This window comes from Agarivorans sp. 1_MG-2023 (assembly GCF_030548385.1).
In the GTDB taxonomy this organism is placed as follows: domain Bacteria; phylum Pseudomonadota; class Gammaproteobacteria; order Enterobacterales; family Celerinatantimonadaceae; genus Agarivorans.
The window spans coordinates 121,594-137,314 of sequence record NZ_JAUOSJ010000011.1; the positions used below are offsets into that span (position 1 = coordinate 121,594).

Consider the following 15,721-nt stretch of genomic DNA (forward strand, 5'->3'; position numbering starts at 1 on the left):
AGTGCCGTTTGTTGCTAACTTGATTCTTGCTCACTTCGCCCCGATATTGATTATTAACCACTCTAATAAAGGTTGTTGCTGCATTCATGAATTTTTCTCGACTATCGAGCATCAAAACTAAAGCCGATGACTTAGCCAAGCTCACCATGGATAAACAGTTGCGCCTAGCGGTAACAGGTTTAAGTGGCGCAGGCAAAACGGCATTCATCACCTCTTTAGTTAACCAGCTATTATTGGGAGCCGAAAACCACCAATTGCCACTCTGGCAACTAGCCCGTGAACACCGTTTTTTGGGTTCGAAACGTACTCCACAACCTCACTTACATTTAGCCAGTTTTGATTATCAAGGCGGAATGGACGCGCTACAAAGCCAGCCTCCTCGTTGGCCCTCGCCAACTCATGGGGTAAGTGAAATTAGATTAAAACTGCGCTACAAGCCGCAATCGTTGGTATGGAGAAAACTCAACCACACCGCCACGCTTAATCTTGATATTGTCGATTATCCTGGTGAATGGTTATTAGATTTACCGCTGTTAAATATGAATTACGCCCAGTGGAGTGAGCATATTGCTTTAAGCCTCAAAGATTCACGCAAAGCTCAATTAGCCGAGCAATGGCAAGCAATGGCTCAAGCCTTAGCGCTTAACGATAATGCCGATGAAAGCCAACTGGCAGACATAGCCCAGCACTACACAGAATATTTGCATCAATGCAAAGCCGAGCTAGGCATGCATCATATTCAACCTGGCCGCTTTGTATTACCCGGGGAGTTAGCTGGTGCGCCCGTACTCGCCTTTTTCCCCATTTCACCAGAACTTGCTAAGGTAAAAGTAACCAATAAAAACAGCAATTTGGCCTTGTTGATTAAACGGTTCGAATACTACAAAGAACATGTTGTGAAACAGTTTTATCAACAGCATTTTGTAAAGTTTGACCGCCAAATCGTATTGGTAGATTGCCTTAGTCCACTAAACAGCGGTCACGATAGTTTTTGCGATATGCAGCTAGCAGTAAACCAAATTCTACATAGCTTTAACTACGGTCAATCAGGGGTGTTGAGGCGCTTATTTTCCCCAAAAATAGATAAACTGTTGTTTGCCGCTACCAAAGCAGATCACGTAACCCCCGAGCAGCATCAACGCTTGGTAAACCTACTCGGCGAAGTGGTTGCCGAAGGAAAACGCCACGTAAAATTTGAAGGCATTAATACCGAGATTATGGCGCTGGCGTCTATCAAAGCCACCCAAACAGGCAAAGCCCAACTCAATGGCCACACCATTAACGCAATTAAGGGCATTTTACAAAATGATGTCGATAGCCAGCAGTTAACCACTTTGTTTCCCGGAGAAGTGCCGGCCAGTTTGCCCAAACACACATTTTGGCAGCAACAAGGTTTTGAATTTAGCCCATTCCAGCCGCCGCAAGCTAGCCCTTATCAAGCGTTACCCCATATTCGCATCGACCAAGCTATTGAGTTTTTGCTAGGAGATAAATTTAAATGAATCCGCCGATTAAACAACGCCAAGTGCTTAACGCAGAACAAGATGCAAACACTCCCCTCAATCAGGAAGAAGCGCCCCTAGCCAGCAAACAAGTCATCGACGATACAGATTGGCAACAAGATCCCGAGATTGCCGACCTAGAGCCCTTAGATATAGAGCTCACGCCACAAAAAACCAGCCCTTGGTTAAAATATGGGTTTGGCGCAGCCGTCGTTATTGCAATAGGTGAACTCGCCTTAAGCCTTGCTGAACTATGGCAAAGCTCGCCCACTCGCGCCGCCATTTATAGCGTAGTATTAGCCAGTATTGTTGGCGGATTACTGACCATTGCAGTGAGAGAATTGGCAAAATTGCGCCGTTTAAAAAAGTTCCAAAAAGAGCATCAACTTGGCGAACATTACCTAGAACAAGCAACTAGCGACAGCAGCAAAGCCACAACCTATTGTGAAAACCTCTCTAAGCTACAAGGCTTAAGTGATAGCCAAGAATACCTAACCTGGAAAAACTGGCTAAACGACAGCCATAGCAGCAGTGAAATAGTCAGCTTGTACAGCGACACCGTGCTAACACCTTTAGACAACCGTGCTAAACAAGCCATAAGTAAATGGTCTGGCGAAGCCGCAGTGCTAGTGGCGATAAGCCCCTTAGCCTTGGTAGACATGCTTATCATTTTTTGGCGTAACATAAAAATGATTGAGTCAGTGGCTCAAATATACGACATTGAGCTGGGCTACTTAAGCCGGATCCGCTTAATTAAATCGGTGTTTGCCAATATGATTTATGCCGCCGCAAGCGAGGTAATCACCGATGTGGGCAGTGATTTACTAGGCGCAGAGCTTACTGCAAAGCTCTCGGGTAAAGCCGCCCAAGGTATTGGCGCAGGTTTACTTACCGCACGCTTGGGCTTCAAAACCATGGAACAATGCAGGCCAGTACCGTGGACTTTAAATAACAAACCTAAAACCAAGCAACTCAAGAACATTTTGATTGAAAGAGTGAAACAAAAACTGAGTGCTTGAAGCTAGTAATATTTAATTATCAAGTGAGCAGCTAATCCAGGCTGCTCACTCTTATTCTTTTTGAGATAAACCGAGAAAAAGCAGAGGCAAACATCTCATCTATAAGACTTTTTTGTTAATTCAGTGTAAAAAAAACACGCTAATTTACCTCAATGACTTCAATCAGCCTTTTAGTCGAAACTAATTCTTGCAAGCCTAAAAATAAACCCATACCATTAAAAACAAAAAAATCAATAAGCTTTCTTTTTAATAGCACAAAGTAAATTTGTATCACTATTAGCGTCAATAATATTGGGGCTGAACTATTAAAAGGAGTTTTCGAATGTCGGTTTTACCGAAGGTAATCCCTGCGATTATCAGTACTTGTTTCACTATGTGTAGCTTCTCGTTATACGCCGTCGACGCAAATCATAACTACGCCGAAGCACTACAAAAATCCGTATACTTTTACGATACCCAACGCTCTGGCCCCCTTCCTCGCCAAGATAACAGCTTTCTTGCTAACCCACTCCATAATGGCTTTTTACCCAACCGAGTAGAATGGCGGGGCGATTCTTATTTAGATGATGGCCAATACAACCAATTCAAACAGCAAATATCGCTCGATTTAACCGGTGGTTGGAGTGATGCAGGCGACCACGTTAAGTTTGGCTTGCCGATGGCATTTTCTGCCAGTGTTTTTGGTTGGGGTATTTTGGAGTTTTGGGATGCTTATGAACAATCAGGCCAGCTCCCTTATGCACTCGATAACATGCGCTGGGTAAGTGATTACTTTCTTAAAGCGCACGTAGCAGAGAACGAATTTTACGCTCAAGTGGGTGATGGTCAAATAGATCACTCTTTGTGGGCTCCACCAGAGGTTCAAGGGCCAGAGTTAAAACGCCTTCATGGCAAAGAAAGCTACCGCCCTGCATTAAAACTTACCTTAGAAAAACCGGGCGCCGATTTGGTGGGACAAACTGCTGCGGCACTGACTATTGCCTCAATCATTTTTAAGAAAAACAGCATCAACAACCCCAAAGATGCTGAATATGCTGCCGAGCTACTTAAACACGCAGAGCAATTATTTAGCTTCGCCTATGCCACTAAAGACTTTGATCACAATGGCAAAGGTAACCCAGGCACTTACACCAAATCATTAATAGACGACCTGGGGAACAACTACGCAGAAAGCTACTATAACTCAACGTCTGGCGCTAAAGATGAGATCCCGTGGGCGGCAGGTTGGTTATATTTAGCGACCCAAAAAGTCGACTATTTACATAAGGCAGAAGCCGGCTATACCGCGATTGCCGACAACACCGGTCACTTTGCTTGGTACCCAGCTTGGGACGACATTCGTAACGCGGTTTATTATTTAATGCAAACCGTTGCCACTCAAGACAGCTATCTTGAAGACTCAAGCCTTAGCGCTAGCGACCGCGTTAACGGCTTTTATGACTACCAACTGCATAGCACTAACTACCTTGAGCAAATGCTAAATAACAAACGTTATACTCCCGGCGGCATGGTCTATCTGGATGGTTTTGCTTCTGCGCGCGCATCAGCAATGGCCGCTATGCTTGCATTGGTTCATAGAAACCATTTAGACAAGACTCAGCAACAACTTGGTTTTCAGCAACAACTCGCCGACTTCGCCACCAATCAAATCAACTACATTTTGGGTGATAACCCATACAAAATTAGCTACATGGTGGGTTACGGCGACAACTGGCAAACCGCAGCACACCACCGCTCATCGCATGGCAGCAGCACCAATGATATTAACAACCCCACTATTCCCAAACACATTTTGTATGGCGCATTAGCGGGTGGGCCTGATGATAACGACAACTTCTCAAGTGATCGCGCTGACTTCCCAATGACAGAAGTAGCCACCGATATGAATGCAGGGTTTACCGGCGCTTTAGCTGGTATGGTAGATCTATATGGTGGCCAAGGTTTAGTTGATTTCCCTACCCCTGAAGCGCGTGGCAACAGCGGAGCGAGAATAGACGCAAAAATTGCTTACCCTAGTGGTAACGGCAATACCTCTGGCGCTTTAATCAACCTACGCCTAACTAATGAAACGGCCTACCCTCCTCAAGAATTAAGCGATATCCGTTTTCGCTATTACTTTGATATGAGCGATGAAATAGCCAAAGGTTTTAGTGCCGAGCAATTAGTGATATCCGCTTACTATGACTCGAACCAACTGAACAAAAGCTTCCCACTACATGCTTGGGGAAGTGAAAATGGCTTGTATTATATTGAGGGCTTAGGAGGCGTAATTTCTCCGGTAGGCGACAGCCAAAAAAGCGCTCAGTTAGAGTTATACATGGGTGATTACGTTCAAAGCGGTTGGGATTTCACTAACGATCCGTCAAGCCAAGGCTTAAACGCAGAAAGCTTTAGCCCTGCTGAATACATTGTGCTTTACGATGCTGAAGGCAAGATAATTTGGGGAAGTGAGCCCGCAGGTCCAATAGATCCAGTTGACCCAGTTGACCCAGTTGACCCAGTTGACCCAGTTGACCCAGTTGACCCAGTTGACCCAGCAACAGACCCGCTTATCAGCTGTACAGTCAAGCGAATTGACAATTGGACTGGCGGATTTGTGGCCTATGTTGAAGTAAATAACCAAGGCAAGCAGGCCAGTAAACACTGGCAGGTACAAGTAGATTTTGCTTTGCCTGTAGCAGTAAACAATAGCTGGAATGCTGATTTTGTGAGTGAGGCTACCTCAATAACGGCGAGCAACAAAAGCTATAACGGGGTCATTGCAACCAACGGCGTAACAGAGTTTGGCTTCCAAGGAACTTACGATGCTAATCAGAGTTTTGTTAAGCCTAGCTGTAGCGTAAAGTAATTAAAAAGCGTAACCCTAATTTCAGATAGCATTTCGCTAACGCTGAAACGTAAACCTAACCAAGGCTGCCTATTGGCGGCCTTTTTAAAGTCAACATTAAGCCAAAATACACTTTACAAAAATGAACTGCGGATGCTGAGACAAGCGCAAGAAATGCTCTGGAGATAATTCTTTTAAAGCTTCGCTGGGTTTACCCTCGCTAAGCTCACTCAGCAACATCCCGTTATTGGTAAGGGCAGAGATTAAGGCAGATAAAGAACGGCGGTAAAAACTCACAGAAACCGGTTTACCTACTGTATCCCACTCTTCGGTAATCAGCTCTGTCGCAAAATAGTTCCCACTGGGGCTGGCCTCAAAATCAATTAATGGATGATGAGTTGAAGATACAAAACACCCTTGCGGTTTAAGTACCCGTTTAACGGCGGCAAACAAAGGATTTAGATCTTCCAAGTAATGAAGCATCAGTGGGCAAATCACCACATCAAATTGCTGATCTTGCTCTTGCGGCAAGCCTTTGGCTAAATCTTGTTGATACACCTTAAGCTGCGATCCCAGCTTTTGCTTAACCAGTGACACCATTTCATCTGAGTTATCAATCGCGGTGACACTCGCCCCATTTGTTAGTAAATATTCAGCATAAACGCCAGAGCCACACCCTAAATCAAGCACATGTTTACCCTGCACATCTCCCAACATGGCTTGTAAAGAAGGTCGCTCATAATGGGCGTTATAAATATTGTCTTGAATCGCCAAATCGTACTCTTTGGCGTAAGTAGAATACATTGCAGGTTTGTTCATCAATGGCTCTGTTTGTGGAGAAAGAGAGGGTGCAGCTGTTAGGTATTCTAATGTGCTAGAACCGCTAAAACCCAGTAACCATTTTAGGTAGGGGTAATAATCAGAGCTAACAATTTCAAAGCCTTTTGCTAGGTAAAGCTTTTTGGCTCTTGGGTTGCTATCAATAACGTCTAAACGAACCCGTTCAAACCCTAACTCTGTAGCATGCTCAACAATTTTATCGAGAAGCATAGAGCCAAGGCCTAAGCCACGATAATCCTCGGCAACAACAATTCCGTCCATTACTAAGGTTTTTGCGCTCGCTTTACGTTCAAACAAACTAAACACCGCTGCAGCCCAAAGCCCTTTAATCGTGCCCAGAATTCGGGATAAACCAGCCCAAGCAATACCTGATGTAAAGCTACCTTGCGGTGTTTGAAAACCCGCGACAGCCACCACTTTTTGTTGATGCATCACAACAAACGAATACTCCGGATTAAACGCCTCAGCTAATACCTTAACCCGCACACTCTGTTGGTTAATCGCCAAAGCAAACTTTTGTCCAAAAGCCTGCTCGTAAAGCTCGGCAACCGCTACACGGTATTCTTCAGACCAGCTATGTTGAAGCAATAAATCATCAGCAATAGTTTTCACAACAAGTCCTTGTTATAGGCTAAGCAGCAATACCTTTACGTAGCCAAACAACTACACAAAACAACGCTATGGCTTAATGTTCAGTTCCATAATCCAATCATCCATCACGTAACCTTGACCAATATCTGCACATTCTTCTCTTACTTTAACAAAGCCCATTTTTAAGTAAGCAGCAATTGAGTCGTGATTATGTCGGTTTACTGTAAGGTTTACGTTTGAAGCACCATTGTCTTTAGCAAACTGCTGAGCAAACGCCATTGCCGCTTTTCCCACACCTAAACCACGCGCCGAATGACGCACATACAGTTTACTCAAAAATAAACCACTTCCTGTCAATTGAATACCCAGGTACCCCGCGTTATCGCCATTCTGTTGCAATAAGTAATAGTGGTAATTCTCTGATTTAATTTGCTCACTAATTCTGTCTAAAGAATGATAGTTAGCCAGCATATACTCCACCTGGTCTTTCCCAATAATCGGCGTGAAGTGCTCAAGCCAAATCTCTCTGGCCAGCGCAGCCACAGTTTGAATATCTTGCGAAGAACGAATTGGGAATAAGGTCATTATATTTCCTTTTGTAATGCGGATTTCTCGCTAACTTGGTAGAGATGAGTTGAATCACGATGGTGAAGTCATTCGGTGTCAGTAACTAAGAATAGGCATGCGGTTTTTTACAACAACATCCGTTCAACACTTGGTAAGTCGAATGATGGTTACTTGGGCTTTTCTTTGCGGATAAGCATGTCCAAGTACTTAGTAAACCGTTTTAATCTGGTATCAGGTTTCTTGGCACTGATTAATCCATAAGCGATAACATAACGACTCGATTTAGTAAGGGTATCAAAAAACGCTTTCGCTTGAGGCTTGTCCTCTAGTGCTTCGAGAAAATCTATTGGCACTTCCATTTCACTTACCACATAAGCGCTTTCCCAGCGCCCGTCAGCTTTAGCTTCCCGAATATGCACAAGCCCAGCTTCCATCATGCGGTTTTCCGCAATCAAGCGCTCTGCATGCTCGGTGTTTCTTTTAGACCAGTTACTGCGTTTCTTTCTAGGTGTAATGCGTTGAACATAAGCCTGCTCATCGATGGACTTCTTAATACCATCAATCCATCCCCAACATAGCGCCTCAATAACAACATCATTCCATGCCACGCTCTCAATTCCGCTATTTTTCTTGAATATCTTTACCCAAAGTTCAGTTTTGGAATCGTGGTTTAGTCGCAGCCAATCGCCAAGATCTTGGGGTGTAGCAAATGACATAGTGTTCAATGAATCTGCCTCAGGCATAAATGAAGGTCTCTTTGGTATCCCATCCCGCTAACAGAGAATTAAACCGAAGTGTTTGGCCGTGCGTAAAGCTCATGCTTGCGTCACCGTAACAAATTTAAGTGTCTTTTTATCTAGAAACAAAAATATTCATGCGCACTTAACGATCCAGTTTATGATGTTCAGAATATCTTAACTGCCTGAAAATTATCAACTATGAATAGATTAAAGTATGAATGCGCAGGAAAAAGAACGAACGATACGGCACTCGATATGTAAACACAGTAGCCATACAGAATCGCTGCTTGTTTTTAGACTTAAGCACTCTGCTCGGCGCTGAGTTATTAAGCATTGATCTAGTTTATACAGTCGTCATATTTTTAGTGTAAAATCGCCGCTCGTTTATGCAATGTTCGCTGTTAGCTAACGCTGTCTGGTTTAGCTCTTACCAAAGGTTTGCCCCAAATATGATTAAACTTATTGCCCTAGATATGGACGGCACACTTCTCAATGACGAGAAAAAAATTACCCCTCGTACTTATCAAGCTATTCAACAAGCTAAACAAGCGGGTGTAAAAGTAGTGCTTGCCTCTGGCCGCCCACTACAAGGCTTGCGCCCTTACCTTGAGCAATTAGAACTGACCAGTGATGAAGACTTTGTAATCTCTTACAATGGCTCATTAGTGCAGCGAGTGGGCAGCGGTGAAGTGATTCATAAAACCACGTTACTTGGTTCCGATGGTATTTTTTTAGCTCGTATTGCTGAGCAGTTGGGCGTTTTTGTTCACGCCTTTTCGGCTGAACACGGCCTCATTACCCAGCAACACAACCCATGGACAGACATTGAATCATCAATTAATGGCATGGACGTAAAAGAAATTGATTTTGCTAGTTTAGATGCCAACGATGCATTAACTAAAATTATGTTCGTTGCAGAAGAAAGTGTATTAGACAAAGCGATTGCTAATTTACCTGCAGAGTTACGCGAGCAATACACCGTGGTTCGTAGCGCGCCTTTCTTCCTAGAGTTCTTAAACATTAACAGCAACAAAGGTGTGGGTGTAGAGCAGCTTGCCAAAATACTAAACTTGGATGCTTCTCAAGTGATGTGTGCAGGTGACGCCGACAATGATCGTCATATGCTGCAATACGCTGGGTTAGCAGTGGCCATGGGCAACGCCGATGAAGAGATCAAAGCCATGGCAAACTACATTGCACCAAGTAATAAAGAAGATGGCGTAGCCGTTGCGATTGAAGAAAAGGTGTTAAATGCGCTGTGCGTAGCCAATAGCAGCAATTAAATAGCCACAAACATTAAAAAGGAGTACAGACAATACCGTGCTCCTTTTTAATATACTGTTTTTAATCGAACTCAATCACATCCCTTATCTTCACACCCTACCATCGTCACATTTTTAGACGCGTAATAACGAACAAGCAAAGTAACAATTGCAACCAACATCAACATCAAGCTGACTAATAGCAGTGTTTTTGATAGCAGTGCTTGGTAAGGGCTGAGTTTGGGATGAATCATCAACCATTTTCCGCTCAATAATAAAACTAAACACCAGGTTACCGAGCTCGTCATACTGATAAAAAAAGTTCTCCAAACACTCAGCTTAGATAAACCCATTAGCATCGGCGTTAATACTCGCACAAACGGGATGAAACGCGAGACAAACAGTGACAAAAATCCATATCGCTGCAACAGACCTTTGGCTCTGGGTAAAGACTCATCTGGAAGTACCCGATGTAGAAAGGGAACCAATTTAGTTTTATTCAAATATCGGCCTTGTATATAGGCGTTAATACTGCCTAAAGACGCCGCTAAACAAAGTACGCCAGCTGCTGGGTAGAAATCCAAAATACCTAGCCCAACTAAGCCACCAACAAACAATACCAAGCTATCGCCGGGTAAAGGCAGAAATACAAAACTTGATTCAAGTAATAAAATAAACCCCAGCAGTAACAAAAAACCTTTTAGTGAACTCACTTGTTGTAAGGTATCGAAATCGTGGTGCCAAATCGCAATAAATATGTCTTGCATAACGCACGGTATCCTCAAAAATGAAAACAACCTTGTGCCTAATAGACACAAGGCGAGAATGGGTATTACTCAAACATCAGTATTATGTAAGCAACAAACAGAATCAGGTGAGCAACCCCATTAAGCGAATTGGTTCTGCCGCTACTAAAGCTCACGCTAGCCATCAATAAGGTGATTGCCAACAACACCATTTCAGCAGGTGCTAAGCCGAGCTGTATCGGTTGCGCGATAACATGAGAAATGAGTAACACCGCCGGCACCGTTAACGCAATGGTGGCTAACACCGAACCGAAAAACAGATTAAGAGCCCGCTGTAACTGGTTGTTTAAGGCGGCTTTGGCGGCGCCTACCGCTTCTGGCGCTAAAATTAACACCGCAACAATAAGTCCCCCCAAGGCTGGTGGCGCACCTAGTAGGCTCACAGTGCTATCAATTGGAAAAGCTAAGCTTTTTGCCAATAAAATCACCACCAACAAATAGCCTACTAACATAATTGAGTGGTAAAGATTACTGCCTAGCGGCCCATGAAAGTCGTGCTCATCTTGGTGGTCTTCGTCCATAAAAAAGTGAGTATGGCTGCGGGTTTGAATAAACAAAAACACACCATACAAACCCACTGAAGCCAACACTAAGGTAATAGTGAGCGGGGCCGACATAGCGCCTAGCGCACTTGTGCTAGTAAAGTTAGGCAATACCAAACACAACAAGGCCAAGGGGATAATCGCCACAAGGTAAGATTTCAAGCCCTCGGAATTGTATTTCTGAGTGTGATACTTCAGCCCACCCAGCAATAACGTTATCCCCACCAGCCCATTGAATACCGTCATCACAACGGCAAACATGGTATCTCGCGCCAGTACAGGGTTAGCTTCACCGGTGAGCATCACCGACGAAATCATCACCACTTCAAGCAAGATCACCGACAAAGTTAAAATCAAAGTACCGTATGGATCACCAAGCTTTATCGCCAAGGCATCAGAATGCCTCACCACTGCAAATATCGCCGCCATTACCACCACAAACAGTCCAGCAGTAAGCACCATACCAGGCCAAGCGCTCATATGATTTTGCAGCAAACCATCGCCACCGCTTTTAAACAGTAAAACGGTGATAACCCCCAACAACAATACCCATTCTTTTTTCAAATATTGGCTCATGGCAAGGCCTCTTCTGGGTTACGAGCGACTAGCTGATAATGTTTAGGATCAATACCAATTAACTGGGGTAGCGTTACGCCTAAGGAGATAGACGACCAAGTTCCACTCACGATGCCCAAACACAAGGCAATGGCAAAACCTTCTAAAGCTGGCCCACCCAGTAACCACAAACTCGACACCGTGACTAAGGTGGTACCCGAGGTGATTAAGGTTCTTGAGAACGATGCGCGAAGGGCATCATTAATCAATTCATTGGCACTGCCTTTGGGTTTGGCTTTAAACAACTCTCGAGCTCGGTCGGCGATAATAATGGAGTCGTTCAGTGAGTAGCCGAGCACCGCAAGAACCGCCGCAAGAATGGTTAAGTTAAACTCGAACTGAGTCACCGAAAACAAACCTAATACAATCACCACATCGTGAACTAGGGCAACCAACGCCCCCAGAGCCAATCGCCATTCAAAGCGATAACTTAAGTACAGCATGGTTAATACAAAGCACGCCAGAATGGCTAAACCACCTTGTTCAAGCATGTCTTGCCCCACTTGCGGGCCAACAATGCTGCTATTTAGCACTTCTACTGAATCGCTAAACGAGCCAAGAGTAAGCATCAAACTTTGGCTATGTTCACCCACTTGGTTGTAACGAAGGATCCAGCGCCCGGGCTCTGTGGCGCTAATTAGCTGAACATCTTGCTGCAGAGCTTGATTGAGCAAAGGGCTTAGCTCACTGGCGCTTAAGTGAGGGTCTAAGCGAACCTCTGCCACCACGCCACCGGTAAAGTCGAGCCCCCAATTTAAGCCCTTAAACGCAATAAAGGCGGTGGCCACCACAAACAGTAATAGCGATATGGCAGACATACTTAATCGAGTACGCGTCAGTAATGAATGAGAAATAGTCATAATTAAACCTTTACGTCACGGCGTTTATCACGCCCCCAAATGAGATTGATGATCGCTCGTGATAAAAACACACCGGTAAACATACTGGTCAACAAGCCTAAGCCCAGAGTTACGGCAAAGCCCTGCACCGGGCCATTACCAATGGCATACAAGGCTAAAGCCACAATCATAGTGGTGAGGTTGGCGTCAAAAATAGAGGTAAAAGCGCTTTGGAAGCCTTTGTCTATGCTTTGAGCAAAGGTTCGGCCCTCGCGCATTTTGTCTTTAATTCGCTCAAAAATAAGCACGTTAGTATCAACCGCCATGCCCACGGTTAATACCATTCCTGCAATACCGGGCAAGGTAAGCACCGCCCCTGGCAGTAACGCAATTAAACCAAACAAACAAACCATGTTTGCCAGCAGTGCTAGGTTTGCTACCCAGCCCATTTTTCTATACCAAACCGCGATAAAGCTCAGGGTAAGCGCCAAACCCAAAGCCAATGCAGCAAAGCCATTTTGAACATTCTCCGCACCTAAAGAAGGGCCAATGGTGCGTTCTTCAATAATGGTTACCGGAGCAGTAAGTGAGCCCGCCCTTAGCAGTAAAGCGAGTTCTTGGGCGTCTTGCATACTCCCCGCCCCAGTGATGCGAAAACGGCTGCCCAACTGAGACTGAATTGTTGCTACGCTAATCACTCGGCTAACTTGCTGGCTCTCGCCATTAGCATCCCTGCTGTATTCGTTGTACAAGGTAGCCATTGGCTGGCCGATATTCGCTCTCGAAAACTGCGACATTTTTCTACCGCCACTGCCATCGAGAGAGATATTTACTTCGGCTGCGCCCATTTCACCTAGATTGGCCCGCGCATCAATAATGTGCTCTCCCCCTAAAATCGCTTGGCGGTTTATTTCTAAAAGAGCGCCACTGTTATCGGGCACCGTTTGGGTATGCAGCGAGCGCATTTCAGGCAAGGAGTGAAACGACAATGATGCAGTAGCGCCAATCACATCTTTTGCTGCTGCGGGATCTTGCACACCCGGTAGCTCGATTCTTATCCTATCTAGACCTTGGCGCTGAACCGAGGCTTCGGTAATGCCCAGCTCGGTAATCCGACCACGCATAATTTGCAGGTTTTGTTGCACAATTAACTGGCGTAAGGTGGACTTTTCATCGTCCGATAAAGACAAGGTCAGCGTATTGCCGCTAAATCGGCTATCCCAGTGCGAGAATTGCTGGCGAGCTAAATTACGAGCGGCTGCTACCTGCTCGTCATTGTATACAGTGACCTGTACGGCATCATTTACTTGTCGGCTTCTGCTTGCTCGAATATCAGCACTAAAGGCATCCATCACCGACTGCCGATGCGCTTGGTATACTGGCTCCATATCTACTTCCAGCAGAAACTGCACACCTCCGCGTAAATCCAACCCTAGGGCAATGGGCGAAAAGCCAGCGTTAAGTAACCACTGCGGAGCCGCAGGGTCCATAGCTAAAGCTATTGTCGTGTTTTCGGGAAGGTGCGGTATCAGTGCCGACTGCGCCTTAGCTTGCTCACTTTGGTCGTTTAGCAGCACAACGGTGCGATCATCTTGTTGGTTAATCGCAGCCGGCACTATTCCTTGTTTCTTCAAGTAACTAGCGACTTCGGTGGCGTCAATGACTTGCCCACGATGATTAATATGCAAAGCAGCCTGCTCTCCATACAGTGAGGGCAAAGCGCTTAGCAACATCACCAGTAAAGTAAAGGCAAGAACGATGTACTTCCATTTCGCATAGCGATTAATGGTAGGTCGATTGTGTGTTTTCAATGGAAACTCTCTCAAACGAAAAAATCAGTACACGCAGACAACTAAGCCACAACACTCATCAATTTGAGCGTCGCTCTTAGGCACACAATAAACCCCTTGATAGGTGCTACTTAATGCGGTCTTAGTGCAAGTATTTTGGGTTCAACTGAACCTGAAGTGAGAGTTAACTAGGGCGAGTATGCTTTTGAGAATAAAGCGTATTGGCTTCTTTCCAGCCGGATAAGCGAGAGCGAGACTGAGCCGTATGACTGGTCCAATGAAGCTGAGTGGCAAGCGGCCGCTGGGCTTGGGTCGCTAGCTGTAGTAATGGTGGACTAAGAAAAGCAATTAATAAGAAGTATTCAGGCACTACGCCTTGGTCAGCACAGTTGTCTGTACTCACCAACTTTCTGGATATAGATAGAAAATAATGACCCGATGTTGAATTAAGTAAGGGGCCATGTTCATCAGTTAAAGGGGCAGATTCCGGGTGAGTAAAAACAGCCTCTTCCAAAACCAGCGGAGTCTCAACATCATGCCATTTTTCACTATGTGATAGGTACTCATCAGCGCTCACCATGTTTACACACAGCGAAAATAGTAACGCGATGAAAAGTTGGTACCAATATCTAAGCAATTATTTTCTGTATAAATAGTAAAGACGCTGCAAGATACCACGGATACAACACAATATTTTGACCTTGATACATATTTTAAAAATAAAAACCAACAAACAAAGAAAATAAAGAGTAAACGCAAAACTCGAACCCTAACCCTCGCCACTAAAACCTGCTAAAAAAATGACATTTCACTTAGCTTTTTGTTTGCTCGGTAACCTATTTGCCATAAATAAGTCACCCAATTGACATGTCTAGATAAGCTGGTTGTCATAATTGGAGCCTAATTTATTGTTCAAAACAACGGCAGGATCGTGTTATGAGCAATCAAGTAATCGCAGTACAGCAGTTGAATAAGCACTTTGAGTCTAACCACGCGTTAAAGAGTGTTGACCTCAGTGTTCAACAAGGTGAAATGGTAGCATTGCTTGGGCCTTCGGGCTCAGGTAAATCCACCCTGCTACGCCACCTTAACGGCCTAGTGAGCAGCGACAAAAACACCAAAGGTTACATTGAAGTGCTCGGCACACCTGTGCAGCGCGACGGAAAGTTTTGTAAAACAGTACGCAAGAGCCGCAGCCAAACGGGCTACATTTTCCAGCAGTTTAATTTAGTCAGCCGCTTAAGCGTTCTGCAAAACGTATTAATTGGTGCACTAAGTGCCACGCCTAGTTGGCGCAGCCTTACTGGTCGCTTCACCTTTGAGCAAAAACGCCAGGCACTAGCAGCATTAAAACGGGTAGGTTTAGCGCAGTTTGCCCTGCAACGAGTATCCACCTTATCGGGCGGCCAACAACAGCGAGTAGCCATTGCTCGTGCACTGATGCAAAAAGCCAAAATCATTCTAGCCGACGAACCCATTGCGTCATTAGATCCCGAATCGTCACGTATTGTGATGGAAATTCTCACCGACATTAATCAACAAGAAGGCATCGCAGTAGTGGTGACCTTACACCAAGTTGACTACGCCAAGCGTTATTGCCCACGAGTAGTGGCCTTAAAACTGGGCGAAGTATTTTACGACGGCCCCAGTGAACAATTAGATGAAGCCCAGTTAGCGGCTTTATATGGTTCAAAAGCCAACTTTGAAACAACCGATAACCAAGACCAAGCAGTACCTCAATTATGGCCACAGATGGCCTAAACCCAATTAATAAGGAGATA

At 44.8% G+C, this 15,721-nt stretch carries 13 protein-coding genes; 5 read left to right on the forward strand and 8 right to left on the reverse strand.

What is annotated here, in order from left to right; genetic code table 11:
• The first annotated feature begins 86 nt into the window (after positions 1-86).
• From Q4592_RS16170 to Q4592_RS16180, 3 genes are all read left to right on the forward strand, one after another.
• The gene (locus Q4592_RS16170) at positions 87-1,502 is read left to right on the forward strand and encodes a YcjX family protein (RefSeq protein WP_303515003.1); all 1,416 of its coding nucleotides are present in this window, start codon (positions 87-89) and stop codon (positions 1,500-1,502) included.
• Entirely contained in the window at positions 1,499-2,521 is a 1,023-nt protein-coding gene (locus tag Q4592_RS16175; protein ID WP_303515004.1) for a YcjF family protein, read from the forward strand. The genes Q4592_RS16170 and Q4592_RS16175 overlap by 4 nt, the downstream gene beginning before the upstream one ends.
• Positions 2,522-2,843: 322 nt before the next feature.
• Positions 2,844-5,369, forward strand: a complete 2,526-nt coding sequence (locus tag Q4592_RS16180; RefSeq protein WP_303515006.1) for a glycoside hydrolase family 9 protein — start codon at positions 2,844-2,846, stop codon at positions 5,367-5,369.
• Between the two features lie 96 nt (positions 5,370-5,465).
• Here the strand turns inward: Q4592_RS16180 and Q4592_RS16185 are convergent, their stop codons facing one another.
• From Q4592_RS16185 to Q4592_RS16195, 3 genes are all read right to left on the reverse strand, one after another.
• Positions 5,466-6,800: a bifunctional GNAT family N-acetyltransferase/class I SAM-dependent methyltransferase gene (locus Q4592_RS16185; protein ID WP_303515008.1), complete on the reverse strand. Its 1,335-nt coding sequence runs from the start codon at positions 6,798-6,800 to the stop codon at positions 5,466-5,468.
• Between the two features lie 66 nt (positions 6,801-6,866).
• A complete protein-coding gene (locus tag Q4592_RS16190) occupies positions 6,867-7,364 on the reverse strand; it encodes a GNAT family N-acetyltransferase (protein ID WP_303515011.1) in 498 nt (165 codons plus the stop codon).
• A gap of 149 nt (positions 7,365-7,513) precedes the next feature.
• Positions 7,514-8,089 carry a YdeI family protein gene (locus tag Q4592_RS16195; RefSeq protein WP_303515013.1) on the reverse strand — a complete coding sequence of 192 codons (576 nt, stop codon included), beginning with the start codon at positions 8,087-8,089 and terminating at the stop codon, positions 7,514-7,516.
• Positions 8,090-8,535: 446 nt separating this feature from the next.
• On the opposite strand from Q4592_RS16195, the gene yidA reads away from it, so the two are divergent.
• Positions 8,536-9,369 carry a sugar-phosphatase gene (yidA, locus tag Q4592_RS16200; RefSeq protein ID WP_303515015.1) on the forward strand — a complete coding sequence of 278 codons (834 nt, stop codon included), beginning with the start codon at positions 8,536-8,538 and terminating at the stop codon, positions 9,367-9,369.
• Positions 9,370-9,440: 71 nt separating this feature from the next.
• Here the strand turns inward: yidA and Q4592_RS16205 are convergent, their stop codons facing one another.
• The 5 genes from Q4592_RS16205 to Q4592_RS16225 all read right to left on the reverse strand — a co-directional run bounded on the left by Q4592_RS16205 (position 9,441) and on the right by Q4592_RS16225 (position 14,577).
• Positions 9,441-10,115: a DedA family protein gene (locus Q4592_RS16205; RefSeq protein ID WP_303515018.1), complete on the reverse strand. Its 675-nt coding sequence runs from the start codon at positions 10,113-10,115 to the stop codon at positions 9,441-9,443.
• 65 nt (positions 10,116-10,180) lie between these two features.
• Positions 10,181-11,272, reverse strand: coding sequence for a calcium:proton antiporter (locus Q4592_RS16210; protein WP_303515021.1), 1,092 nt, complete (start codon positions 11,270-11,272; stop codon positions 10,181-10,183).
• The gene (gene secF / locus Q4592_RS16215; protein WP_303515098.1) at positions 11,269-12,165 is read right to left on the reverse strand and encodes a protein translocase subunit SecF; all 897 of its coding nucleotides are present in this window, start codon (positions 12,163-12,165) and stop codon (positions 11,269-11,271) included. Before secF ends, Q4592_RS16210 begins: the two co-directional genes overlap by 4 nt.
• An 8-nt stretch (positions 12,166-12,173) precedes the next feature.
• Entirely contained in the window at positions 12,174-13,961 is a 1,788-nt protein-coding gene (gene secD / locus Q4592_RS16220; protein ID WP_303515023.1) for a protein translocase subunit SecD, read from the reverse strand.
• Positions 13,962-14,124: 163 nt separating this feature from the next.
• Positions 14,125-14,577 (reverse strand): hypothetical protein, encoded by a 453-nt coding sequence (locus tag Q4592_RS16225; RefSeq protein ID WP_303515025.1) that lies wholly within the window; start codon positions 14,575-14,577, stop codon positions 14,125-14,127.
• A gap of 299 nt (positions 14,578-14,876) precedes the next feature.
• Here Q4592_RS16225 and phnC point away from each other — a divergent pair, with 299 nt between their 5' ends.
• Entirely contained in the window at positions 14,877-15,701 is an 825-nt protein-coding gene (gene phnC, locus Q4592_RS16230) for a phosphonate ABC transporter ATP-binding protein (protein ID WP_303515027.1), read from the forward strand.
• The last annotated feature ends 20 nt before the right edge of the window (positions 15,702-15,721 follow it).

Bases quoted from the DNA above. Each gene is read 5' to 3' on its own strand.
- Q4592_RS16210 (WP_303515021.1), bottom strand. From the start codon at position 11,272: ATGAGCCAATATTTGAAAAAAGAATGGGTATTGTTGTTGGGGGTTATC.
- Q4592_RS16180 (WP_303515006.1), top strand. From the start codon at position 2,844: ATGTCGGTTTTACCGAAGGTAATCCCTGCGATTATCAGTACTTGTTTC.
- phnC (WP_303515027.1), top strand. From the start codon at position 14,877: ATGAGCAATCAAGTAATCGCAGTACAGCAGTTGAATAAGCACTTTGAG.
- Q4592_RS16170 (WP_303515003.1), top strand. From the start codon at position 87: ATGAATTTTTCTCGACTATCGAGCATCAAAACTAAAGCCGATGACTTA.
- yidA (WP_303515015.1), top strand. From the start codon at position 8,536: ATGATTAAACTTATTGCCCTAGATATGGACGGCACACTTCTCAATGAC.
- Q4592_RS16190 (WP_303515011.1), bottom strand. From the start codon at position 7,364: ATGACCTTATTCCCAATTCGTTCTTCGCAAGATATTCAAACTGTGGCT.
- Q4592_RS16195 (WP_303515013.1), bottom strand. From the start codon at position 8,089: ATGCCTGAGGCAGATTCATTGAACACTATGTCATTTGCTACACCCCAA.
- Q4592_RS16175 (WP_303515004.1), top strand. From the start codon at position 1,499: ATGAATCCGCCGATTAAACAACGCCAAGTGCTTAACGCAGAACAAGAT.
- Q4592_RS16205 (WP_303515018.1), bottom strand. From the start codon at position 10,115: ATGCAAGACATATTTATTGCGATTTGGCACCACGATTTCGATACCTTA.